The sequence below is a fragment of the Chloroflexus sp. genome (assembly GCF_034431535.1).
Taxonomy (GTDB): Bacteria; Chloroflexota; Chloroflexia; order Chloroflexales; family Chloroflexaceae; genus Chloroflexus.
This window is the reverse complement of the sequence record NZ_DAOUDC010000049.1, coordinates 134,096-159,585: the sequence shown is the minus strand read 5'-3', so window position 1 is coordinate 159,585 and position 25,490 is coordinate 134,096. Positions and strand designations below refer to the sequence as shown.

Here is a 25,490-nt window from a genome sequence, read left to right as displayed (position 1 = left end):
GTCCATCTACCCTTCACCAACAGGAGGAAGCTATGAGCAACGCCCAGCCGCTAGAGCGAGCTGTCGGCGATGGCAGCGCCGCCCCCGCTCGTCAGCAGCGCAGTGCCGAGGTCCTTAAGGTCTCGACCCGCTCGCGGCCGAGTGCCGTTGCCGGCGCGATTGCCGGTGTTATGCGTGAGAATGGTTCGGCTGAAGTGCAGTCGATTGGCGCTGGCGCGACCAATCAGGCAATTAAGGCCGTCGCTATTGCCCGCGCCTATCTGAGCGAGGAGGGGATCGATATCGTTTGCATTCCGTCGTTTATCGATGTCGCAATCGATGACGAGGAACGTACAGCTATTCGTCTCTTGATTGAACGCCGGTAGCCTCCTGTGTAGTTCCGTCGTCGCTGGCGAGGCATCTCCACTCCGGAGATGCCTCGCATTGTATCAATGAGCATGCCGGTATGGACGAGATCGCCCGCTTTTTGCGCTCTTACCCCCCGTTTGATCGCCTGCCCGATCATGTCGTTCACCAAATTGCCGGTGAGTTGCAGATTGAGTTTGTCCGCGCCGGCCAGACCATCCTCACCCGTGGCGGCGAGCCGGCCCAGTTTCTGTATATTGTGTGCAAGGGTTCGGTCGATCTGCTGCGCAGCGGTGATCAGGTGGTCGATACCCTTGGCCCCGGCGAAGCTTTCGGCCATCCATCGCTCATTCGCGGCCAGCCGCCGCTGGTGACGGTGCGCGCCCATACTGATACCCTGCTCTATTTGTTGCCGGGAGCGATTTTTCATCGGCTGCGCGCCGAACAGCCGCAGTTCGCCGCGTTTTTTGCCGCTTCGGTGATCGAACGGCTGGGGTATGCGATCCAGTCCCGCCAAGCTGAATCAAACCCGGCCCTGTTTCAAACTCGCCTGCGCGATTTGATCGCCCGCCCGCCAGTGTTTATCAGCGCCGATGCGACGGTGGGTGATGCCGCCCGCTTGATGCGCGCCGAGCGGATTTCGTCACTGATTGTTGATCAGCTCCCACTCGGCATTATTACTGACCGCGATCTGCGTAATCGGGTGCTCGCCGAAGGCTTGCCCGACACCACGCTGGTGCGACAGGTGATGAGCGCACCGGCGACCTCTATTTCGGCTGATGCGCTGGCCTTCGAGGGGTTGTTGCTGATGCTCGAACGCGGTATTCACCATTTGCCGCTGGTTGATCACGATCGTGTGATCGGCTTAGTTACCCATACCGATATTTTGCGCCGCCAAAGCAATAGCCCACTCTTTTTGCCACGCCTGTTGCAACGAGCGACGTCGCTGGCCGATCTGCGCCGCTATACTGATCAAGTGGCCGATGCGGTCAATACGCTGATGGCTGCCGGCGCGCGCGTCAGCGATATTGGCCGTGTGGTGGCGGTGGCCCACGATGCCTTGCTGCAACGGTTGCTGCACGATGCTGAAGCCGAATTGGGGCCGCCTCCTGTACCCTACGCATGGCTGGTGCTCGGTTCGGAAGGCCGCTATGAGCAGACCCTGCGCACCGATCAAGATAATGCGCTGGTGTATGATGATGAAGCCTCGCCGGAAGCGGTGCGCTATTTTGAACGGTTGGCCGAATTGGTGGTGGGTTGGCTGGTCGAGTGCGGCTTTCCCCGTTGCCCCGGCAATGTGATGGCCTCCAATCCCGAATGGCGCCAGCCGCTGTCGGTCTGGCAACGCTATTTCCGGCGCTGGATCGACGTGCCTGATGAGGAGTCGTTGCTGCGTACGGCGATCTTTTTCGATTACCGCCAAGTCTACGGCGCCTTGCCGGCTGAGCCGATCTTGCGCACAATTACCCAACACGCCGCTGAGCATCGCATCTTTATGGCCCGCCTTGCTCGTGCGGCCCTCCGCCAACCGGCGCCGCTGACCTTCTTCCGCCAAGTGGCGCTCGAACGGCGCGGCGAACAGCGCGATCTGCTCGATCTGAAGCTGCGCGGCACGGCGATGGTGGTCGATATTGCCCGTCTGTTTGGGCTGGAAGCGCGTAGTAATGAGAGCAATACGATCGCGCGCTTGCGCGCAGCGATGGCCGCCGGTGTCTTGAGCCGCGAAGACGGCGATAATCTGATTAGCGCGTTTGAGCTGCTCTCGACCCTACGCTTGCAACACCAGCAACAACAGATTGCTCAGGAGCTGCCGCCTGACAATCTCGTCAATTTCCACCAGCTTGGCCCGCGCGAACGGCGCGAGATCAAAGAGTCATTGCAGGTGATTGCCTCGGTGCAGCGCGGGGTGGCGCTCATGTTCCAGACCGATCGGTTGGCGTGACGCCGGCACGGGAGAGACTATGCTTTCGTTTTGGTCACGCCTCTTTCAGCGCACGCCTCCCGCCGATTTTGTGCGGGCCTACGAAGCCTTTCCTGAGCCTGACCGGCGCTTGCTGTGGCGGGAAGTGCCGTACACGGTGATCGATGTTGAAACCACCGGCCTCGATCCGCGCCACGATGCGCTGGTTGCGATTGGCGCTGTTAATGTTGAGAATGGGCGCGTCTTGTTGAAACAGACATGGCATTCGCTCATTCGCCCGCCACCCGGTCGCGAGCCAAGCGTTGAGAGCATTCGCGTCCATCACCTCACCCCGGAAGAGTTGCGCGATGCGCCGCTGCCGGAAGCGGTGCTCGCCGAGCTGTTGCAGCGGATTGCCGGGCGAGTGCTGGTGGTGCATGTGGCCGAAATTGATGTGCGTTTCATCAACGCGGCGCTCAAACCGTTTGGCGGGTGCTTGCGCCGGCCGATTCTCGATACGGCCCGTTTGGCGATGACCTTGCACCTCAATGCGCAATGGCTCGGCGAGCAATCACGCGATATGCCGGCGCCGGCCATCGAGTTGCGCGGGTTGGTGAACGCGCTGGGGTTGCCGATCTATGCCCAACACAATGCGCTCAACGATGCGGTGACCACTGCCCAGTTGTTTATTGCCCAAGCGGCGTTGCTGGCCGATCAGGGGCGCAATGATTTGGCCGGTTTGATTCGGGCCGGCGGGGTGTAGGGGCATAGCGGCGCTGTGCCCCTACACCCCGCCGCTGTGCCCCTACGATACCCGGCTGGCTGCCGTTTCCTTCTTCCTCATAGCTCCTTGCAACTATTGACAAGTCTGATATTATACCGATAAGCTGCTGCACCCTCTTGACAGGTAATTAAATCTGTGTTATCTTGTAAATCGAATTAGTAATTCGTTTTACCCAAGTCAACCGATACGGTCAATGGACGACCAATCTCGCTCAAAACGTAATCGCCCGCCGTCGATGTACGACGTCGCCCGGCTGGCTGGCGTGTCGCAGACCACGGTCTCGTTTGTGGTCAATAACGTCACTAGCGTCGCCATCAGCCAAGAGACGCGCGATCGGGTCTGGGCCGCGATACATGCCCTTGGCTGGCGGCCTAACGCCATGGCACGCAGTTTGCGTACCCGCCACTCGCAAACGTTGGGCTTGATCTCCGACCAGGTGGTGACGTCGCCCTACGCCGTGCGCATTATTCTCGGTGCGCAAGAGGCGGCATGGGCAGGGCAACAGATGTTGTTGGTGGTCAATACCAGCGGCCAGCGTGATATCGAGCAGATGGCGCTGCAATTTATGATGGAACGGCGGGTGGAGGGCTTGATGTATGCGGCGATGTACCATCACGAAGTGACTCCGCCGCCGGAATTGGTGCAGGCGCCAGTAGTGCTGGTTAATTGTTTCGTCGCCGACCGGTCGTTGCCGGCCATTATGCCCGATGAGGTGCAAGGTGGCTATACCGCGACCGAGGCGCTAATTCGCCGCGGCCATCGCCGGATCGCGTTCATTAACGAGATTATTCCGATGCCGGCCCTGTTTGGCCGTCTTGAAGGCTACCGGCAGGCGCTGGCCGCTTATGGCTTGCCGTTTGACCCGGCGTTGGTGCGCAGTTGCCATTCCAATGCCCACGATGCCTTTGTCGCCACTCTTGCTCTGCTTGAGCGCGACGACCGCCCAACGGCGATCTTTTGCTTTAACGACAAGATGGCGATAGGGGCCTACGATGCCATCAAGCGGCTCGGCTTGCGTATCCCGCAAGATGTGGCCGTGATCGGGTTCGATAACCTCGAATTGATCGCCGCTCAGCTCTACCCGCCACTGACCACCGTCGAGCTGCCCCATTACGAGATGGGCCGCCGCGCGGTTGAGTTGTTGCAGACCCTGCCCGCCGGCGAGAGTCTGCCGCCGATTCAGCATTATCTTCCCTGCCCGCTGATCGAACGGGAGTCGATCTAGCTGGTTGTTGGGCGTTGAATGGTAACGCTTGCGCTGATGGAAAGGAGGTGGGGCTGGCGTAATTGCTGTGGGGTAGCTTGGCAACAAAGGGGGGGTTTGAGGCCGCGCATGAGCGTTCATTGCCAGCACGGAGCGTCTCTGGGCAACCATCGTTTGCCAGTGAGCTGCTTGCCTTGCAACGATACGCAATGCCTCGTTGCCAAATGATGTGATTTTATCGTCAAAGTTGACTTGCATCCAGCAGAAGGAGTGAGAACGATGCGGCGTTCGCGACTAGTCATGGTTATTTCATTAATGGTTGCGGTGAGCTTTGTGCTGGCCGCCTGCGGCGGTGGCGGCGGTTCGACCCAACCTAGCGGCTCGACTGGTCAAACCGGTGGTGAAAAGAAGCGGGTGACGATCCTCGGTGCGTTTGGCGGTGGCGAAGCCGATGCCTTTGAAGAGGTGATTAAGGTCTTCGAGGCGGCGAATCCCGATATTGATGTCGTCTACACCGGTGTCAATGACTTCGATACCCAGATTGTCGTGCGTGTGCAGGCTGGTGACCCGCCGGATATTGCCGGCTTCCCGCAGCCGGGTGGCGCGGCCCGTTTGGCCGCTGAAGGCAATCTGGTGCCGTTGTGGCCGGAAGTGTTGTCGCTCATCGACCAGAATTATGCGCCGTTCTGGAAGGAGCTGGGTACGTTTGGCGGGACTCCTTATGGCGTCTTCCACCGCGTCAATGCCAAGGGCTTTATCTGGTACAACAAGCCGGCCTTTGAGGCGGCTGGCTATAAGGTTCCTACAACGTGGGACGAGCTCAAGGCGTTGACCGAGCAGATGAAGGCCAACGGCCATACGCCGTGGTGCGAAGGGATCGAGTCGGGCGCGGCGACCGGTTGGAAGGGCACCGACTGGATCGAGAATATCATGCTGCGCACGCAGACCACCGCGGTCTACGATCGCTGGATTGCCGGTGAAGTGGCCTTTAGCTCGCCCGAAGTTAAGCGCGCCTTCGAGATTTTGAGTGAGGTCTGGTTTACTGATGGCAATGTCTATGGCGGCCGCCAGTCGATCGTGTTGACCAACTTCGGCGACGCGGCAACCTTCCTCTTCACCGACCCGCCGAACTGCTGGTTGCACATGCAAGGCAGCTTCGTCACCAACTTCTTCCAAGAGTCGGTGCGGGCTGACCTCGATAACAAAGTTGGTCTGTTTGTGATGCCGCCGATTGATCCGAACGTCACCCCGGCGCTGGAAGTGGGTGGTGATGTGTTCGTGGTGCTCAAGGGCCGCGACCGGCCGGAAGTGCGCAAGTTTATGGAGTTCATGGCGACTGGCGCCTCGGCGACGCCGTGGGCCCGTCTCGGCGGTGGCGTCTTCCCGCACAAGGATCAGGATCTGACCGTCTATCCGACCTCGATCGAGCGGCAGGTCGCCGAAGCGATCCTCGCTGCGCAAGCCGCCCGCTTCGACGCCTCCGATGCGATGCCGGCAGCAGTCAATGCCGCTTTCTGGAAGGGGATGACCGACTGGGCGAGCGGCAATCGCACACTTGATGCTGCCTTGGCCGAGATTGATGCGGCGTATAAGCAATAGGCGGTTGCGCTGATCGTTGCAACTGTGGGACGGTAGGGCAGGGCGCTGCTCTGCCCTATCCGTAAATTCCTGATGCAGATGCCAACAATGTCTGTGCGGGAACGGCTGGCCAACTAGCAACCGACCAGCAAATGGGCTTCAGCAATTGGCGAGACGGTGGGCGCTAACCTGCTCGCTGCCTCCCTCCCCGATCGCAAACGTTCACCGGCAACGTGGCCCCTCAAGGAGGAGTTCTGATGCGTCCAACACGTGAGGTTTTTCGATCCCCTGAGCCAAGCGGTATTGGCGCTTTTCTCTCGACAACGCTTGGCCGTCTGCTGGTTTCGATCTTTGTGCCGGCGATCACCTTTCTGGTGCTCTATCAGGTCTTTATCTTTCTGCGTGACACGCAGATCCCGCAGTGGATTACGGCGATCATCGCGATTTTGTGGGGTGTCGGCGGCGTGTTGGCGCTCTTTACCCTCTCGAACTATTTGATCGAACAGTTGGAGCCAACGTGGCGGCGGCGCTTAATCCCCTTTGTTTTCGTCGGGCCGGCGCTGGCCATTTTGACGTGGTATCTCGTGTTGCCGACGATCCGTTCCTTTATCGCTAGCCTTTACGATGCCCGCGGGGTCAATTTCGTCGGGTTGGATAACTATATCTACGCTTTTACCAGCCAAGAGATGTTGCAGTCGTACCGCAACAACTTTCTCTTCTGGATGATCTTCGGCACCGGTATGAGTGTGGGCTTTGGCCTCTTGATCGCCGTGCTGGTCGATCGCACCCATCCCGTATTTGAAACCGTTTGCAAGGCGCTGATCTTTATGCCGATGGTGATTTCGGGTGTGGGTGCGTCGGTGATCTGGAAGTTTATCTACGAATATCGTCCGACCGGTTCAACCCAGATCGGTCTGCTCAATGGCATTATCACTGCGCTGGGATTTGAGTCGCAGGGTTGGTTGTTGATGCAGCCATGGAATAACCTCTTTCTGGTGATCATTATGGTCTGGTTGCAGACGGGTTATTCGATGGTGATCCTTTCGGCGGCGATTAAGGGTATTCCTTCTGATCTGCTCGAAGCGGGCCGGATCGACGGCGCCAACGAGTTCCAAATCTTTCGCAGCATTATCTTGCCGTCAATTCAGGGCACGCTCATTACCGTCACCACGACCATTATTCTCTTCACCCTCAAGATCTTCGACATCGTCCAGTCGATGACCGGCGGCAACTTCGGTACGCAGGTGATCGCAAACGTGCAGTTCGTCCAGCTCTTCCGGCAGGTGAATAACGGGCGCGCGGCTGCTATCGCCATCATTTTGCTCTTGGCGGTGTTGCCGGTGATGTACTACAACCTGCGCCAGTTTAACAAGCAGACGGAGGCCTTCCGATGACCAGCACTACTCTTGCTGCGCCGCGCCAGCGCCGCCGGTTTCGCATTGGCCACATTATGGTCTATGTGGTAATGATCCTGATCACCGTGCTCTGGATTACACCTACCGTTGGCTTGTTGGTCAGTTCGTTCCGTCCGGCTGATGATGTTAAGACCAGTGGCTGGTGGACGGTGGTGACGAATCCGGAGAACGCTCGCTTTACGCTCAATAATTATCGGATTGTGCTCGGCATTCCGTTGCCCGATCGCCCGGTCACGAGTGGCACACGGGTGGGCATGGAGGTGGCGCTGCTCAATACCTTGACCGTGGCCTTGCCGGCGACGATTATCCCGATCTTGATCGCCGCCTTTGCCGCCTACGGCTTTGCGTGGATCGACTTCCCCGGCCGGCGGCCATTGTTTATCCTCGTGGTGGCGATGCTGGTCGTGCCGCTCCAAATCTCGCTGGTGCCAATCTTGCGCGACTATGTGGCGTTGGGGCTGGGCGGCACCTATCTCGGCGTCTGGCTGGCTCATACCGGCTTTGGTCTGCCGCTTGCGGTCTATCTGCTCTACAACTACATCAGCACCATTCCGCGCGATATCTTCGAGTCGGCGTTTCTTGACGGCGCGACCCACTTTACCATCTTCACCCGCCTAATTCTGCCGCTCTCGATGCCGGCGCTGGCCAGCTTTGCCATCTTCCAGTTCCTCTGGACGTGGAATGACCTGTTGGTGGCGTTGGTCTTCCTCGGTGCCGAGCCGCGGGTGCAGGTAGTGACGCAGCGGCTGCTCAGCCTGCTCGGCCAGTTTGGCCAAGAGTGGCATTTGCTCACCTCCGGCGCGTTTATTTCGATGATCGTGCCGCTGATCGTCTTCTTTTCGTTGCAGCGTTTCTTTGTGCGCGGTCTGATGGCCGGTTCGGTGAAGGGGTAGATTGGCCGCACCAACATCAGGCTGCGACTTTGGCTAGGAGGCCGGCACAGGTCGCGTATGGCGTGCGGCAGTTTCACTGCCGCATCACCCATCCGCAAGAGCGTACTCTACGGCCCGTTGTGAGCTGTTGCGTATGACGCCCTATGGCGTGCGACAGTTTCACTGCCGCATGCTACGATGTTACCATTTCTTTGCTGAAAGAGAACAGTATGACCAGCGACCCGCATCGCCCCCGCTACCACTTTTTGCCGCCGGCAAACTGGATGAATGACCCCAACGGGCTGATCCAGTGGGGTGAGACGTTTCACCTGTTTTACCAGTACAATCCCGCTGGCGCGTACCATCGCAATATCCATTGGGGGCATGCGACGAGCGCCGATCTATTGTACTGGCAACACCAGCCGGTTGCACTCGCCCCTACGCCGGGCGGGCCTGATGCCGATGGCTGCTGGTCGGGGTGCGCAATCAATGATTATGGCACACCAACCGTGATCTACACCGGTTTCCGTCTGCCTGAAGTGCAAACCCCCTGTCTGGCGGTGAGCCACGATGGCTTGTTGACGTGGCAAAAATGGCCGGAGCCGATCATCTCTGCGCCGCCGCCCGATCTCGATCTGCTCGGTTTTCGCGATCATACGGTCTGGCGCGAGAATGGCCGGTGGGCGATGCTGATTGGTGCCGGTATTCGCGGTCAAGGCGGCACGGTGCTGTTGTACCGGTCGGATGATCTGCGCCGCTGGGAATACGGCGGGCCGCTGGTGGTCGGTGATGCTGGCCAGTTCGATCCAGTCTGGACAGGTACGCTCTGGGAGTGTCCAGACTTTTTTTCGTTAAACGGTGATCACGCGCTGATCTGTTCGGTGTGGGATCAGCGCCCGTATTACACCATCGCGATGCGCGGTGCGTACCGTGATGGCCGGTTTACGCCATCCCTGACCCACAAGCTCGATTACGGCGATGCCCATTTTTACGCGCCGCAGACGATGCCGATCCGCGATGGTCGCCGGATCATGTTTGGCTGGGTGATGGAGGGACGGAGCGAGGCGGCGGTGCTGGCCGCCGGTTGGGCCGGGGTGATGTCGTTGCCGCGCGAGGTGCGGCTGGCGAGTGATGGGCAGGTGGTGGCGTTGCCGATTGCCGAAGTGCGGCAGTTGCGGGGGGCGGAACAGCAGGTGGCTCCCGGCCCGATTATGCCCGGCGCACCGCAATGGATGCCGATCCGTGGCGTGCATCTTGAGCTAGAGGTGATCATGCTGCCACCGCCGCACGGTGTGACCAGCGTGTGGCTGCGCGCCAGCCCTGACGGCGCCGAAGCGACGATGCTGCGCTACGATCGCGCCGCCGCCACCCTCACCCTCGACCGCAGCCGTTCGAGTCTGAGCAATGAGGTCTGGGGCGACTCTCACCATGCCCCCTTGCCGTTGGCTCCCGGCGAGCCGTTGCGGCTGCGCATCTTCCTCGATGGTTCGCTGATCGAGGTCTTCGCCAACGATCGCCGCTCAATCACCAGTCGCATCTATCCTAGTCGGCCTGATAGCGACGGGGTTGCGGTGCAAGCCGCCGGCAACCCCGCTGAACTGATGACGATGCGGGCGTGGGAAATGGCCGATATTTGGGCGTGACGCGCCTGCGCCACGCCTACCAATCTTAAAACTCCCACCACACCCAATGGTACGAGGTGACCGGCAATGGTCGCGGTGGCATTGCTGTGTTCGGTTTGGGCAGTTTGTCGTTCAACGGATTGACGGTATTGCTGCGGGCATAGATGTAGGCCGGCTTGCCAGCGTTCATGTCAAACGCCGTCTTGACCCATGCCTGCGCGATCGTCAACTGGGCCCACGGGTAGTCGAAGCCAAAGAACGACGGCATCCGCATATTCGCTACCAGATTGCCGCCGAAGGCGACATCGCTCATGTTGCTGTTGAAGCCAAGCAGCATGTGCGCGCCTTGGAAGGCGTTGAACCACTTGCGGATCGGCTCGTTGCCCGGTGAATAGCCTTGCACCCGCAGCGTCTGGCACGAGGCAAACCCAACCCAGCGCAGATTTTGATAGCGGGCCTTGGTGCTGTCAAACCACGTGCTATCTTTGTTCGAGGTCATCACGATGCTGCCGGCGCCGCCGTGTCCGGCGTAGTAGACGAAGGCCGCTCGATCGACCCCACTTGTGTTGTCGATTCCGCCTAAACTCACGTCGCGCCAGTCGCGTTCCCACGCGCTCGCGTTGGCCCAATAAAAAACGGATGTATACCCGTAGCTGCTCATCCCGCTGCGGAAGCCGGTCACATCGGGAATGACTCCCGGCAAGTCAGCTCCGCCCGGCCCGTAGGGTTGGTAGTCCCAGTTGCCTTCAGCGCCGAACGAGTAGGTGGCGGATTGGGCTAGCTCAGCCGCCGGCAGTGCGGCAGTGCTGCCGCCGCTGCGGATGATCGTAGGCACGTAGACAAAGCGGTAATCAGGTGTGACGCTGACGCTGGCCTCGCGTTGCACGCCGTTGGCATCGGTCACGCGCAAGATGATCGTCACCACATCCGGCGTCGTTTCGCGCAGTGCTGCCGGCAAGGCGGTCGAACGGCTGACTGAGCCGGGTGCGTTGAGCGTGGCCGGACTACCGAGCGGGGTTTCGTCGCCGAGCAGCCATTGGTAGGTGTAGGGCGCGGTGCCATCGGCGATCGCGCCGGTGAGCGTGATTGTACCGTTAATTGGGAAGGAGCTGCCGTTGGCCGGCGCGGTAATGGTGACAGTCGGGCTCAAACTACCCGCTCCGCCTGTCATCAGCGGCGTCGAGAACGAGCGCAGCACGATCACATCACCGTTGGCCAGCGTCACCGTGATGTCTTCAAACATCGCTTCCGGTTCGAGGAAGGTCTGCTCGAACGAAGCGTCATCAACCATATACGTCAGCACCGGATCGGGTACAGTAACGTTGGTCGCATTGGGGTACGATGCGCGCACCAGCGCCTCGACCTCACTGCGCACGTCGCTCAAATTGCGCACCGGCGCCGTACCGCTAAACTCCAGCGTGCGCCCAAAGAAGGGCATAGCTATCCCGGCGAGACCGGGGACGCTACTGTCGAGCGAGTCGACGCTGTTTTGTAGCGTCGAGGTCGTGGTGGTCGTAAACAACAGCGAGATATGCCCGCCAGCGCCGCCGATTGGGATAAATTGTTCGCCATTGATGAACCCAAACGGCACTTCCACTACCACGCCAACGATCGACTCGGTCACTTGACCCAAACTGGGACCGCTCACTGTGGCTTGGGCGGCGCGAATCAAGGTAGTGCGGCCAAAGTCTTTGGTGGCGTTGCATGTGCCCGGAATGAGCGGCAATCGCGCCGGGTAGTTGCTCTGGCCGTTGTTGGCGAGGATGCCATCACGGCTAACAAAATTGTTGTTGGTGAGGAATTGGCACGCTAATCGCTTCGCCGCTTCCACATCAACCGTACCGGCAGGCGTTTCTCGTCCTAGCCCGTCAAGGTCATACGCAAAGAAACCGCCCGATGCCTCGTACTGGGTGAGCACCGTGCGGTTTTGTTCATTCAACCGGAAAAACCGGCTCTTGCCTCGAAACTCGTCTTGCCCCGCCGGTGCTGAGCGGCCAATGCCTTCCAGTGCTCCGCCCAACTGTTGGGTGGTATCATTGCTGGCCGCGGGCTTGGTGAGACGAAAAACTGGTAAATGTACCTGTGATTGCGCCGGCGCCGGCGTAGCCGGCCATAGCGCAATGCACATCACCCCGATGACGAACAGCGCCAACCACATCCGCACACGAACAACCTCGTTCATTGCAACCCCTCTTCTGAATTCACTGATCGATGACCTGAAGCGATATGCAAAGAGAGAACAGTGGTGGCGCGTTTCAGGTTCTCATGATCTTAAACGTAAATCCCAACAGAAATAATCACCCATTTGTACCGGATTGTGCTGCAATCGTGCGGGCCGGTTTGGGCAAGGTCGCGCCTTGCCGCCACTCCCCGCAGCTATCTTCGCCTTGAAGAAACCTGATGCCGGTCGATGGCAGCCGATAAAGGCGCATCGTCGTGCTCTCTGCCGGTGACCAAGCCCCATGCTCTGCCAGCGAATTTGGTATAATTCCAGTACTCTATTATTCACCTTTTGCACGGTTTGTGCAACAAATCACAACATTGTGACAATTCGTGCTATAATCGCTCTACCACAACATGGAATGGCCTTCCGTTGCAGGGGTCAGCCGAAGGAGATGAACGATGGCCAACAGTTTTGGCGCTCGCTCGACCTTGACGGTCGGTGGCCGCACTTATGAAATCTACCGTCTTGACGCTCTCGCCAACCACGGCGTCAACCTCGCCCGCTTGCCCTACTCGCTGCGTATCCTGCTCGAAAATCTGCTCCGCCACGAAGATGGCCGCACCGTCACCGCCGACGATATTCTGGCGCTGGCCAATTGGCAGCCCCAAGCCGAACCCGACCGCGAAGTGGCCTTTATGCCGGCCCGTGTCATTTTGCAAGACTTTACCGGCGTGCCGTGTGTAGTTGATCTGGCGGCGATGCGCGATGCGATGGCCGAGTTGGGTGGCGATCCGCGCCGGATTAATCCGTTGCAGCCGGTTGAATTGGTGATCGACCACTCGGTGCAGGTCGATGCCTATGGCTCTGAAGCGGCGCTGCTGATCAATAAAGACCTTGAGTTCCAGCGCAATGTCGAGCGGTATGCGTTCTTGCGCTGGGGCCAGACCGCGTTTGATAATTTCAAAGTCGTGCCTCCCGGCAACGGGATTGTGCATCAGGTTAACCTTGAGTATCTGGCCCGCGTGGTCTTTACCAGCGACGAGAATCCGCGTGCGAGCGGGCCGGTGCAGGCCTACCCGGATACGCTGGTCGGCACCGACTCGCATACTACGATGATCAATGGTCTCGGTGTGTTAGGCTGGGGTGTCGGTGGGATTGAAGCTGAGGCAGCCATGCTCGGCCAGCCGCTCTCGATGCTGATCCCGCAGGTGGTCGGCTTTAAGCTGACTGGCTGGCTGCGCGAGGGGGCGACGGCGACCGATTTGGTGTTGACCGTTACCCAGATGTTGCGCAAGTTGGGAGTGGTCGGCAAGTTTGTCGAGTTCTTCGGCCCCGGCTTGGCCGGTCTGCCGCTGGCCGACCGCGCCACTATCGCCAATATGGCTCCCGAATACGGCGCGACCTGCGGTATCTTCCCGGTTGATGAAGAGACGCTGCGCTACCTGCGCTTCTCTGGCCGCAGCGAAGAGCGGGTGGCGCTGGTTGAGGCCTACTTCAAAGCGCAGGGCCTCTTCCACGATGAGCATACCCCCGAAGCCGAGTATTCGACCGTGCTTGAGCTGGATCTGAGCACGGTTGAGCCGAGCGTGGCTGGCCCCAAGCGGCCCGAAGGCCGGGTGCCGCTCACCGAAGTCAATCGCACCTTCCATATGGCCGTGCCGGCGATTGTCAACCCGGCCCAACCCGATACCGCCCTCTCGGCTGCCGATTTCGCCGCTACCGCGGTCGAGGTTTCCGGCGCCGATTATAAGCTGCACCACGGTTCGGTCGTGATCGCCGCCATTACCTCCTGCACCAACACGTCGAACCCGTCGGTGATGGTGGCTGCCGGTCTGCTGGCCAAGAAGGCGGTCGAAGCCGGCTTGACCGTTAAGCCGTGGGTCAAGACCTCGCTCGCGCCCGGCTCGAAGGTGGTGACCGAGTATCTGACCAACGCTGGCCTGTTGCCCTACCTCGAAGCGTTGCGCTTCCACGTGGTCGGCTATGGCTGCACGACCTGCATCGGCAACTCTGGCCCGCTGGCGCCGGAGATCAGCCAGACGATCGATCAGTCGGGCTTGGTCGCGGTTTCGGTGCTCTCCGGCAACCGCAACTTCGAGGGCCGCGTGCAGCAAGATGTCAAGGCCAATTATCTGATGTCGCCGCCGCTGGTGGTGGCTTACGCCATCGCTGGCCGGATCGATATCGATCTGGATAAAGAACCGCTGGGGATTGGCAAGGATGGTCAGCCGGTCTATCTGCGCGACATCTGGCCGTCGCAGGCTGAAGTGCAGCAAACGATCGAGACGGCGATCCAGTCCGAGATGTACCGCCGTTCGTATGCCAGCGTCTTTGTCGGCGATGAGCGGTGGGAGAACATTCCAGTGCCGGCAGGCGATCGCTTCGCGTGGGATCCGGCCAGCACTTACGTCCGGCGACCGCCCTACTTCGATCAGATGAGCCCGACCCCGCCGGAGCGGGTGGCCGAGATGCACGGCGCGCGGGTGTTGGCGTTGCTGGGTGATAGCATCACCACCGACCACATCAGCCCCGCCGGCAGCATCAAGATCAACTCGCCCGCCGGCAAGTATCTGATCGAGCACGGCGTTGCCCCGGCTGATTTCAACAGCTACGGCGCGCGCCGCGGCAACCACGAGGTGATGGTGCGCGGCACCTTCGCCAACATCCGCCTGCGCAACAAGTTGGCGCCGGGCACTGAGGGTGGCTTTACCACCTACCTGCCCACCGGCGAGGTGATGACCATCTACGATGCGGCAATGCGCTATCAAGCCGATGGCACGCCCCTGATCGTGATTGCCGGCAAGGAGTACGGCAACGGTTCGTCGCGCGACTGGGCCGCCAAAGGCCCCTACTTGCAGGGGGTCAAGGCCGTGATTGCCGAGAGCTTCGAGCGCATCCACCGCTCGAATCTGGTCGGCATGGGGATCGTGCCGCTCCAGTTTATGCCCGGCGAGAGCGCAGCCAGCCTCGGCCTCACCGGCCACGAGCTCTACGATGTGATCGGTCTGGCCGATGCGATTGCCAGCGGCTTCGCCAATGGCCGCATCCTCACCGTGCGCGCCACTGCTGCCGACGGTACCGTGCGCGAGTTCCAGACCCGTGCTCGGATTGATACGCCGCAAGAAGTCGAGTACTATCGCCACGGCGGTATCTTGCAGTACGTGCTGCGCCAGTTGCTGGCTGAAGATCGCTAAGGCTAAGCTCGCCGCATAGCAGTGCCCCCACCCTAACCACTCCCCCAACGGGGGAGGGGCGCACCCTCACCTCCAGCCCCTCTCCCACTGGTGCGGGAGAGGGGTGCTACAATGTTCCGCTCAATCAGTGCCTGTTGCGAAGACACGGCAGCTCCCCCGCTCCCACCTAACGGTGGGAGCGGGGGTTGGGGGGGCGAGGGCATCAACGCAACGCCGCAAAGGGAGCCAAGGCACAGAGATTCTCAACGCAAAGGCGCAAAGAAGCGCAGAGGGCGCCAAGGGATTTGGGATGGTGATCATCCTCCGCGCCCCCTGCGCCCTCTGCGGTAAAAAAACCTCCCTCCAGCTAATGCCTTACCCCTCTAGCAGCAACGCTTCCGGATCCTCAATCAACTCCTTCACCTTGACGAGGAAGCGCACCGCGGTGCTGCCGTCGATCAGGCGGTGGTCGTAGCTAAGGGCGACGTACATCATCGGGCGGATGACGATCTGGCCGCCAACTACTACTGGCCGCTCTTCGATCTTGTGCATGCCGAGAATACCTACCTGCGGCGCATTGAGGATTGGCGTGCTCATCAGCGACCCATACACGCCGCCGTTCGTGATCGTGAACGTGCCCCCCTGCAACTCGGCAAGGCTCAGCGTGCCCTCGCGTGCCCTCTTAGCCAATTGTGCGATCTCGCGCTCGATCTGGGCGAAGGTCTTGCGGTCGGCGTCGCGCACCACCGGCACGACTAACCCCTCATCAACCCCAACCGCAATGCCGATGTCGTAGTAGTACTTGATCACGACCTCGTCGCCTTGGATCTCGGCGTTGACGATCGGAAAGGCTTTGAGCGCGCCAACCACTACCTTGGTGAAGAACGACATAAAGCCAAGGCCGATGCCGTGCCGCTCTTTGAACGAGTCTTTGTGGCGCGCGCGCAATGCCATCACCGCGCTCATATCAATCTCGTTAAAGGTGGTGAGCATCGCGGCGGTGTGTTGCGCTTCAACCAAACGGCGGGCGATGGTCTGGCGGCGGCGACTCAGCCTTTGCCGCTCTTCGCGTCGGTCGCCGTTGGTTGAGATGACCGGTGCGGGGGGCGCGGTTACAGGCCGGGGTGGTGGCGGTGGTTGAGTAGCCGGCGCTGGCGGGGGAGTAGGCCGCGGCGGCGGCACGGTCTCGATCACCGCGGGGGCTAGGTGCGAGACATGCACACGCGCTTCGTCGGCTTTGGCCGTCGCCTCGCTCGGCCCAGCGCTCGACACCAAGCGCAGCACATCCTCCTTCGTCACCCTCCCGCCGGGGCCGCTGCCCGGCACCGTCCGCAAATCAATCGCGTGCTCGGCGGCCACTTTCTGTGCAACCGGGGTCGCCATCACCTCGGTTGCCGGCGTTGCCGCCACTGCCGGCGCTGGGGCGGCGACCGGCGCTGCTGCCGGTGGCGCCTTCGGCAGGGCGCCGGCCTCGATCGTGCCCAGCAGATCACCGATCGCTACCGTCGTCCCTTCGGGGCAGGCAATGCTCACCAGTATCCCGCTCTGATCGGCTGCCACTTCCAGATTGACCTTGTCGGTTTCCAGTTCGACTACCGGCTCGCCGGTAGCGACTGCTTCCCCTTCGCGCTTCAGCCAGCGCGCGACCGTCGCCTCGACAATCGACTCACCGAGCGACGGTACTCGGATTTCGTATGCCATGCCGTAACCTACCTCTACTTATCTATCGTGACCTAGGATGGACTGTTCCCGTACTGTCATGATATGTGCTCAAGCGATTGCTGCGCGGCTGCGCATCTCCTCACCGTCTGTCATTGCGTCGCTGCTCTCCCTATCTATTCTATGTCATTGCGCGCCGCCGAAGGCGGCGAAGCAATCTCCCCCAAGGACGAACTGCGCCCGCTCAGGCACACGTGCATCTCTTACCGCGCCAGCGACTCTTCCCCGGTCACCGCCGGCGTAGGCGCTTCCGGCAGGTCAGCCACTGCTTCGCGCAGAAGGCGGGCCTGCTCACGCACGTGAATGCTGTGCAGACCCTCGGCGGGGCTGGCCGACTCGGCCCGGCCCACGTAGCGCAGCTTCACGCCAGCCGGCAACAACTGCTGCAACCGTGGCCAGACGAATGTCCATGCTCCCATATTCTGCGGCTCTTCTTGCAGCCAAACCACCTCGTGCAGGTTGGGGTAGCGTTGCAGCGCCGCGCGCAACTCGTCCGCCGGGAAGGGATAGAGCAGTTCCAGCCGCAACAGATCGGCTCTGCCGCCGGTCTTTTCCCATTCGGCGCTAGAAATCAGATCAATCGCCAATTTCCCTGAACACAAGATCAGATGGGTCACGCCTTCCGGTGCCGGTGCTTCAGCGCCCAACCCCAACACCGGCTGGAAGCGGCTGTCGGTCAGATCGCGCAACGATGAGCTGCTGCGCGGATGGCGCAATAAACTCTTGGGGGTCAACACGATCAGCGGCTTGGGATCGGCGTAGAGCGAAGCGGCCTGATAGCGCAGCAGATGGAAGTATTGCGCGGCGGTCGTGCAGTTAGCGACGCGAATGTTATCGTTGGCGGCCAGTTGCAAAAACCGCTCAAGGCGAGCGCTCGAGTGTTCGGGGCCTTGGCCCTCGTAGCCGTGCGGCAACAGCATCACCAATGAAGGGTTCTGGCCCCACTTAGCATGGCCGCTGACGATAAACTGGTCAATGATCACTTGCGCACCGTTGGCAAAATCGCCAAACTGCGCCTCCCACAGCACCAGCGTGTCGGGTGCATGCGAACTGTAGCCATACTCAAAGCCCAACACCGACGCTTCCGAGAGCGGGCTGTTATAGACGGCAAACGAAGCGCGCGCCTGCGGGATCGCGTGCAGCGGAATGAATCGTGCGCCGGTAGCGACATCGTGCAGTACCGCGTGGCGATGGCTAAAGGTGCCGCGCTCGCTGTCTTGGCCGGTCAGCCGGATGGGGGTGCCATCGGCGAGAATGCTGGCAAAGGCCAATGCCTCGGCATGGCCCCAGTCAATGCCGTTCTCTTCGTAGATCGCCTGCCGGCGGCGCTGCAACGCGCGTTCGAGCTTGGGATGGACGGTAAAGTCTTCGGGCCGGTCGAGCAGCGCCTCGTTGAGTTCGAGCAACGTCTTGGCCGAAACCGAGCGGGCGAAGATCGGCGAGCGGCGCGGCGGCAGCGGATTCGCAGGCGGTGGCGCCGGCGGCAACATCGCGGCGAGCCGCTGCCGTTCGCGCACCTTCTCAAACGCCTGCTGCAACTTGTTCATCACCGCATCGACTTTTGCTTGCGCCTCTTCGCGGGTCAGAATTCCGCGCCGCTCGAGCTCGCGAGCCCAAATCTCGCGCACCGTCGGGTGGTTGCGGATTCGCTCGTACATCTTGGGCTGGGTAAACTCTGGCTCATCGCCTTCGTTATGCCCCCACCGCCGGTAGCCGACAAGGTCGATCAAGAAATCCTTCTGGAACTTCTCGCGGTAAGCCGAGGCCATGCGGGCGGCGGCGACGCAGGCTTCGACATCATCGGCATTGACATGCACCACCGGAATTTCAAGACCGCGCGCCAGATCGCTGGCGTAGAGGGTCGAACGCGAGTCGTTGCTATCGGTGGTAAAGCCGATTTGGTTGTTGATAATGATATGAATGGTACCGCCGGTGTGATACCCCTTCAAGCGCGAGAGGTTAAGCGTCTCGGCGACAATCCCTTGGCCGGGGAAGGCAGCGTCGCCGTGGATCAAGATCGCCAACGATTCCTTCTCATCCTCTTCGGGGAAGCCGGGCCGGTTGCGGCGCTCTTGGGCGGCGCGAGCGCGGCCTTCGACCACCGGATTGATAAATTCAAGGTGGCTAGGGTTGGGAACCAGCGTAATCGGCATCTCGGCGATCCCGCTCTCGCGGTAGGCTTTGCGCGCGCCGAGATGGTACTTCACATCGCCCGTCCAGCCGTCATACGTATCTTTGGTATAATCGGGCGAGTGAAACTCGGTCAAGATCATCGAATAGGGCTTGCCAAGGATATGGGCCAGCACATTGAGCCGGCCACGGTGAGCCATGCCGATCACGACCTCTTTCGTCCCGGCCACCGCTGCATTGCGGATAATCGCATCGATCATCGGGATGAGCATATCGCACCCCTCGATCGAAAATCGCTTCTGGCCGGGGAAGGTCTTGTGCAAAAATCGCTCGAAGGTCTCAACCTCAGTCAGGCGATCGAGCAATTCACGCTGGCGCTCGGCGTCAAGCCCGTCAAAGAAGCGGCGATCCTCAGCGGCTTCGCGGATCCATGCCCGCTCGCGGTAATCCTGAATCTGGTCGGTCTCATACCCGATCGAGCCGGAATAGGCTTGCCGCAACCGTTCGACACCTTCAGCGGCATTGCGCACCTGAGACGCAATCGGCCCGCGTACGATATGGGCCGGCAACGCAGCCAAATCGGCCTGCGTCACGCCGTGCGTAGCCAGTTCGAGGCCGGGGTCGCCGGGTGGGTCGCTGCCGAGCGGATCGATCCGCGCGGCCAGATGGCCCAATTCGCGGATATAGCGGATCAAGCGTGCCGCACCGACAATGCGGATCACGTCAAGCGGCGGTTGGCCGGTCTCACCGGTCGGGGCCGCGCTTTCGCCGGGCGGCGTCCATTGGGCAAAAAAGGCTCGCGTTGCCTCATCGACCGAATTGGGATCGGCGCAGTAGCGCTCGTACAACTCGATCAGATAGCCAGCGTTGGGGCCGTAGAAGCCGTTCCATTCATTCATGCCTCGCCCGCTCCTTGGTTGCAGATGGTTGGTTGCTAGTTTTTTGTTATTAAAATCACAAATAATAGTGGTTGCAAAGCACCATCTGGTACGTTCCTGCTCCTTATTGTACCACGCCGGCTGCATAGCGTTTCAAGGCAAAAAAACGATGCGGCATTATGCCGCATCGTTTTTACATAGGTACGAGTGATATGCGCGCTTATACGCCGGCGATCGCGTTACAGGCCGCTGCGACGCCCAACATCGCGCTAACTGTGATCAGGACGGCCAAAAACTGCGCTAGCCGGTAGGGCATTTCAAACCGGGTGGCCGGTCGTGAAATGGAATGGATCCGCTCTTGTTGCATGCTTGCCTCGCTTAAGTATGTTTTGCTAGATATGATGATGATATTCACTTGATATAATCACTTGCTAGGGGGAGATGTTTACCGTTCGTAGGGGAGATTCACCCGCACAGTCGTTGGAGGGAACAGGGGTTGTGTGCTTCCCGCATGTCATTGCGCTCCGAGCGCTAGCGAGGCGAAGCAATCTCCTGCGAGCCCGGAATCCATGCCCTCAGGCACGTGTGCCGCCGCAGGGGGGGATTGCCACGGGCGCTGCGCGCCCTCGCAATGACAGGAAGCGCACGGGGGCTAGTACTTGCTCCCTCCCCCAGCGGGGGTTGGGGTGGGGGCTGTATGAACACTCGTCCGCCTGCCCAAAAATTTTGCAAAAAATGTTACCGTTTCAGCGTTTTCCGTCTGCTATGATGATTTTATCGTACCGTTTGCCACGTTCGGAGTGCTGCATGGAAAATAGTTTGCTCTTGCTGGTCTTATGTTGCCTATTGCCACTAGTGCTCACCGCATGGGGCATAGGACTTGGCATGGGAATGATGGTGAAGAGTTTTAAGATCAAACCGGAGGATCACTTCGCTAATTTGGTGCGTTTTTGGCTGCAAACGAAACAAATTGATGCCACTACCGCCGAGCAGGTGCTCTTGCTGCTAGAGAAACAGGGCGCCACGGTGCCGTCAGCTGTTGTCTCTGCACCACCAGCGCCGAATGCTCCTGAACCGTCGCCCGAGCCTGCGGTCGTGCAACCAGTCACACCGGTTTCACTGCCGTCGATTGAGCCGCCGAATATGATGCCAGCAGCGCCTGAACTAGCAGTTGCACCGTCGAGTATGGCGCCATCGTCGCCGGTCACTGCCGAACCGGTTACGCCGTCTAGCGCACCGCCGCCTCCGCCGCTCCCTCCCCAACCATCGCGGGCCGACCGGGTTCCGCCAATCTTTGCTGCCCTGCTCTCGCTCGGGACGCGCCGGATGCTGTTAGTTATCGGCGCGTTTTTGGTGGTTATTTCCAGTTTGGTGCTGGTGATCTTTAACTGGAACAGCTTCCTGCCCATTGTCCAAGTGGGGATATTGGCCGTCTTGACCGGTGGGTTGTGGGGGTTGGGGCGCTGGGTCGAGCAGCGGGAAGGCTTTGCTGCCGCCGGGCGCAACCTCAGTTCAGTGGCGGCGCTGTTGGCGCCGATCGTTATCTTCTCGCTGACCCGGCCCGGCTTGCTCGATCTCGATACCGATACGGCGTTGCTAGCGGTGAGTAGCTTGAGTATGCTGCTCTACATCGGCGGTGCGTATGCCACCCGTCGCGTGTTTTACAGTGTGTCGGCCAGTGCTGCCGCGGTTGGTGCGTTGGGTAGCGCGTTTTGGCAGTGGGATGTCGCTACCCGTTGGCAGTCGGTGTGGGCGTTTGGGTTGTGGTTTCTGGCGCTGTTGGTTGCCCGCCGGTTGGTCCGCAGCAGCGGGGCTCCGCTCGCGTTGGGGCCGCGTATTGTCCAGTGGGCCGGGCCGCCGCTATCGTTGTCGGTCAGCCTCAGTCTTTTCGCCACCGCGCCGACGGCAATCGAGGCCTTGCCAGCGATGATCGTGTTTGGCTTGGGCAGCGCGTTCAGCGCGGTTGCGGCATGGCTCGAACGGCAACCGCGCTGGGTGTGGTTGATGGTGCTGACCTTGCCGGTGGCGGTGTTGATTGGGGCGGCTCTGCCCGATTTTGGCCTGCGCTGGGTAAATCTGAGTTTTGCCGCTCTCTTGTTGGGGTATGTGGGGATGGCGGCGCTGGTTGAGCGGCGGGAACAGGCGTATGCAACGCCGTTGTTGACCATCGCGCCGCTGTTGCTGGTGGTTGTGCTGTTGAGTGCGCTTGATCGAACGGCTGTCGGCCAGAGCTATCCGTTGCTGCTGCTGGCCGGTGGGTTGGTGATCGGGTTGCTCGAACGCGGGCGGCTGGCGGTGTTGCAACCAAATCGCGCGCTGGCCGGCAGTGTGGTGTTGGGGCTAGCAATTGGCTTGCTGACCGCATGGGCGGCGTCGTTGGTTGAGATGTGGGGCCAGCGCGGGCTGGTCACGCTGCTCATCGGCGGCGTTGGCTTTGCTTTGCACGCAGCGCCGTTCAGCGGGCGCATCAGCTATGCCCCGCCAGTGTTGCGTTGGATGGGGGCGGCGTTGATCGCGTTGGGTGCATTCATCACCGCATGGCTTGATCCGGCCTTGCGCATACCGTCGCTGGCGCTGGCGACTGCACTCTACGGCTGGAATGCGTTCCGTGAGCGCGACAGTGTGTGGGCGCTGGCGAGTCTGACCGCGGCGTTGGCGGTGGTGGCGAGTAGCCTCGAACGACTTGGTTGGCTGAACACGTTTGACCATTACCTCCTCGCCGGCACGGTGGTGGCGAGCAGCTATGGACTTGGCGGCAGTCTGCTCCGGCGCGGCGCGTTTGCTTACTGGACGTTGCCGGCCCTCTTTTGGGGCGGAGTGCTTGGCGGCAGCAGTACACTATTGCTGGTTGGCGCCCTGTTTGAGCCGAGTCTGGCCGCTCTGAGCGCCGCGCTCATTGCCAGTGCGGTGTGGCTGGCGTTGAGTTTTATCTGGCAACGCTGGCAGCTTGGTTATCCGGCAGCGTTCATGCTCGCGTGGGCGTGGCTGCTGGCGGTGGCCGGCGAGTTTCTGCGTTGGGAAGGCGAGCTGGATGCGCTTGCGGTGCTGGCGTTGCCGCTGAGCGTCGGCGCTGGCGTGATGGCGCTGATCCTGCGCCGTTGGCCGCAGTTTGACCGTCCGTATGCGCAGTTGGCCTTGGCAACGGCGTTGGTACTGCCGGCACCGGCGTTGCTGGCGGCGCTGGCGACGCCGGCGCGTGCCGCCAATTTGCCTTTGGCTGCCGGCGGTGCGACCGTCATTCTGGCGCTCGGTGCAGCAGCCTACCGGCGCTGGCGGATTATGAGTCTCACTGTGGTGCAATTGGTGGTCACAGTGGGCGGCATCGCCAACTGGCTCTTTCCCCACAATGCAACAGTGATCGGCTGGACGCTGCTGCTCACGGCGGCGTTCCTTGGTCTTGGCGGCGCTGGCGGGCGCCGGTGGCGGACGGATACAACGGTGCGCGCGCTCGGAGTAGATAGTTACAGTATCGGCGGTATGACCGCCCTGATCGCGCTGGCGCTGCTTGTCAACAGCAGCTTGAGCAGCCTCGCGCTACCGTTATTGTTCTGTGCGCTGATCATTGCCGTGATCGCAGTGTCCGAACAGAGCGAGCTCGGCGCTGTGTTTAGCGTTATCGCGTTCATCGGCAGCCTTGCCGGCTGGATCGCACAGATGGGAGTGGACGGGCCGTGGCAGTCGGCATGGTTGGTGTTGGCGCTGGCGCCGATTATGGTGGCCGGCTGGGCCGTGCGCCGGGTGGCGTTGGGGACGATCTGGCAGCGCGCTACGCTCTGGTTGCCGGTGCTGGCGACAGTGATTTTCGTTGCGATCGCAATGCTGGAATTGCGCGCGCTGGTGGTCGCGCTAATGAATACTGGCGTGGTCTTGGTCACGGCAACGGTGCGGGAACGGCGCAGCGAGTACGCCTATCTGGCCGGTGCGGCCTTTGTCGCCGCCAGCCTCGGCCAATTCCTCGTCTGGGATTTGCGCGAGATGCAGTTCTACGTGATTCCGGTCGGCGTCTATCTACTCGCGCTGGCGAACGGAATCCGTCACTTCCAACGCCAAGATCAACTGGCCCGCTTGATCGATGCCGGTGGTGTCGCGGTATTGCTCGGCGCCACCTTCCTCCAAGCGGCTGGATCGCCCGACAATATCGGCTACATCCTGCTGGTTAGCGGCGAGTCGCTGCTGGTAGCCGTCTATGGCGCGCTGGCGCGCTTGCGATTGCCATTTATCGGGGGGATTGCCAGTTTTGTGTTGGGAGTATTGTGGCTAGCGGCCAATGCGGCGCGGCTGCTCAATCAGTGGCTCTTGTTGGGGTTATTAGGTTTGCTGATGTTGCTGGCCTACGTTGTGTTAGAACGGCAACAAGAGCAATTGCGCCGGGCAGGGCGCGATTGGGCGGCGCGGTTGCAACAGTGGCAGTAGTAGGGGCAGGCGGTTTTGCCACTTTCGAGGAACATCAAGGGTATAGGCGGCGCGGTTGCAACAGTGGCGGTAGTAGGGGTAGGTTGGAAACCTGCCCCTACTACCGCCCATCCGATTATTCAAACCGGTCGGCCACCAGCGCCGTCAAATCGGCGACGCGCACTGAATAGCCCCACTCGTTGTCGTACCACGCGACGATCTTGAAGAAATCGTCACCCATGCTCATTGTCAGCGGCAGGTCAACCACGCTGCTGTAGGTGGTGCCGATAAAGTCGGTGCTGACCAGCTCATCGTTGCTGATGCCGAGGATGCCCTCCAGCTCCTCGCTCTCGCTTGCCTCGATGAAGGCTTGGTTAATCGCTTCGACCGAGGTCTTGGTGCTGAGCAAGACCGAGAAATCGACCATCGAGACGGTCGGCGTCGGCACGCGCACGGCATAGCCGTGGAACTTGCCCTTCAGCTCAGGAATGACCAATGCCACAGCTTTGGCGGCGCCGGTGGTGGTGGGCACCATGTTGATCGCCGCTGCCCGCGCCCGGCGCAGGTCTTTGTGGACGTTATCCTGCAAGTTTTGATCCATCGTATACGAGTGGATCGTCGTCATCAACCCGCGCTCGATGCCGAAGCGATCGTTAAGCACCTTCGCCACCGGCGCGAGACAATTGGTCGTGCAGGATGCATTCGAGATAATGTGGTGCTTCTCGTGGTCGTACTTCGCATCGTTCACGCCCAAGCAGATAGTGATATCTTCACCTTTGGCCGGCGCGGTAATAATCACCTTCTTGGCCCCCGCCGCGAGGTGGGCCTTGGCCTTCTCGGCATCGGTAAAGCGACCGGTCGACTCGATCACGATATCGACCCCCAGCTCCTTCCACGGCAACGCCGCCGGATCACGCTCGGCGAGTGTCAGCAACTCGTAGCGCACATCATCCTGCTCAACGACAATCGCCTTCTCGGTCACTGTTACCTCGCCATCGAAGGCGCCGTAGGTTGAATCGTACCGCAAGAGATGCGCCAGCGTTTTGGCGTCAGTGAGGTCATTAATCGCGACAATCTCAAACTCTTCGGGATAGTACTCCAGCATCGCCTTGAAGCTCTGACGCCCGATCCGGCCGAAACCGTTGATAGCGACGCGAACCATGCAAGCCTCCTTAGCACTCAAACGATTGCGCTCCAGTGAGAGATACCGTGAGCAGCAATGGTACGACAGACAACCATTGTCTGACGCGGTCATTATAGCATCTTTGTGCAGCGGCTCGCATACCAATTCTTGCTCATCAGGTGGAGAAATGC

General features: G+C 60.6%; 15 protein-coding genes. 10 read left to right on the top strand and 5 right to left on the bottom strand.

All coding sequences use genetic code 11. The annotated features are described in order from the left end of the window. Window positions 1-32 precede the first annotated feature (32 nt). The 8 genes from U9R61_RS11950 to U9R61_RS11915 all read left to right on the top strand — a co-directional run bounded on the left by U9R61_RS11950 (window position 33) and on the right by U9R61_RS11915 (window position 9,741). The gene (locus U9R61_RS11950; RefSeq protein ID WP_066790080.1) at window positions 33-365 is read left to right on the top strand and encodes a stage V sporulation protein S; all 333 of its coding nucleotides are present in this window, start codon (window positions 33-35) and stop codon (window positions 363-365) included. Between the two features lie 80 nt (window positions 366-445). After that, on the top strand, window positions 446-2,287 hold the full coding sequence (locus U9R61_RS11945) for a DUF294 nucleotidyltransferase-like domain-containing protein (protein ID WP_322489043.1): 1,842 nt from the start codon (window positions 446-448) through the stop codon (window positions 2,285-2,287). 19 nt (window positions 2,288-2,306) lie between these two features. Continuing rightward, window positions 2,307-3,008, top strand: a complete 702-nt coding sequence (locus U9R61_RS11940) for a 3'-5' exonuclease (protein ID WP_322489042.1) — start codon at window positions 2,307-2,309, stop codon at window positions 3,006-3,008. A 214-nt stretch (window positions 3,009-3,222) separates the two neighbouring features. Then, a complete protein-coding gene (locus U9R61_RS11935; RefSeq protein ID WP_322489041.1) occupies window positions 3,223-4,254 on the top strand; it encodes a LacI family DNA-binding transcriptional regulator in 1,032 nt (343 codons plus the stop codon). 258 nt (window positions 4,255-4,512) lie between these two features. After that, window positions 4,513-5,832: an ABC transporter substrate-binding protein gene (locus U9R61_RS11930; protein ID WP_322489040.1), complete on the top strand. Its 1,320-nt coding sequence runs from the start codon at window positions 4,513-4,515 to the stop codon at window positions 5,830-5,832. Window positions 5,833-6,068: 236 nt separating this feature from the next. Then, window positions 6,069-7,205 (top strand): sugar ABC transporter permease, encoded by a 1,137-nt coding sequence (locus tag U9R61_RS11925; protein WP_322489039.1) that lies wholly within the window; start codon window positions 6,069-6,071, stop codon window positions 7,203-7,205. Continuing rightward, window positions 7,202-8,119, top strand: coding sequence for a carbohydrate ABC transporter permease (locus U9R61_RS11920; RefSeq protein ID WP_322489038.1), 918 nt, complete (start codon window positions 7,202-7,204; stop codon window positions 8,117-8,119). The genes U9R61_RS11925 and U9R61_RS11920 overlap by 4 nt, the downstream gene beginning before the upstream one ends. A gap of 209 nt (window positions 8,120-8,328) precedes the next feature. Then, window positions 8,329-9,741, top strand: a complete 1,413-nt coding sequence (locus U9R61_RS11915) for a glycoside hydrolase family 32 protein (protein WP_322489037.1) — start codon at window positions 8,329-8,331, stop codon at window positions 9,739-9,741. Window positions 9,742-9,766: 25 nt separating this feature from the next. On the opposite strand, the gene U9R61_RS11910 is transcribed toward U9R61_RS11915, so the two are convergent. Beyond that, entirely contained in the window at window positions 9,767-11,902 is a 2,136-nt protein-coding gene (locus tag U9R61_RS11910; protein WP_322489036.1) for a DUF6345 domain-containing protein, read from the bottom strand. A 440-nt stretch (window positions 11,903-12,342) separates the two neighbouring features. Between U9R61_RS11910 and acnA the strand changes: the two genes are divergently transcribed. Then, window positions 12,343-15,078, top strand: coding sequence for an aconitate hydratase AcnA (gene acnA, locus U9R61_RS11905; RefSeq protein WP_322489035.1), 2,736 nt, complete (start codon window positions 12,343-12,345; stop codon window positions 15,076-15,078). A 354-nt stretch (window positions 15,079-15,432) separates the two neighbouring features. Here the strand turns inward: acnA and odhB are convergent, their stop codons facing one another. The 3 genes from odhB to U9R61_RS11890 all read right to left on the bottom strand — a co-directional run bounded on the left by odhB (window position 15,433) and on the right by U9R61_RS11890 (window position 20,151). Further along, a complete protein-coding gene (gene odhB / locus U9R61_RS11900) occupies window positions 15,433-16,758 on the bottom strand; it encodes a 2-oxoglutarate dehydrogenase complex dihydrolipoyllysine-residue succinyltransferase (RefSeq protein ID WP_322489034.1) in 1,326 nt (441 codons plus the stop codon). 221 nt (window positions 16,759-16,979) lie between these two features. After that, complete coding sequence (locus U9R61_RS11895; protein WP_322489033.1) at window positions 16,980-19,805, bottom strand: 2-oxoglutarate dehydrogenase E1 component; 2,826 nt, start codon at window positions 19,803-19,805, stop codon at window positions 16,980-16,982. A 199-nt stretch (window positions 19,806-20,004) separates the two neighbouring features. Further along, window positions 20,005-20,151: a hypothetical protein gene (locus U9R61_RS11890; protein WP_322489032.1), complete on the bottom strand. Its 147-nt coding sequence runs from the start codon at window positions 20,149-20,151 to the stop codon at window positions 20,005-20,007. Window positions 20,152-20,591: 440 nt separating this feature from the next. On the opposite strand from U9R61_RS11890, the gene U9R61_RS11885 reads away from it, so the two are divergent. Further along, the gene (locus U9R61_RS11885; protein ID WP_322489031.1) at window positions 20,592-24,197 is read left to right on the top strand and encodes an SCO7613 C-terminal domain-containing membrane protein; all 3,606 of its coding nucleotides are present in this window, start codon (window positions 20,592-20,594) and stop codon (window positions 24,195-24,197) included. Between the two features lie 115 nt (window positions 24,198-24,312). On the opposite strand, the gene gap is transcribed toward U9R61_RS11885, so the two are convergent. Beyond that, window positions 24,313-25,338: a type I glyceraldehyde-3-phosphate dehydrogenase gene (gene gap, locus U9R61_RS11880; RefSeq protein WP_322489030.1), complete on the bottom strand. Its 1,026-nt coding sequence runs from the start codon at window positions 25,336-25,338 to the stop codon at window positions 24,313-24,315. Window positions 25,339-25,490 lie beyond the last annotated feature (152 nt).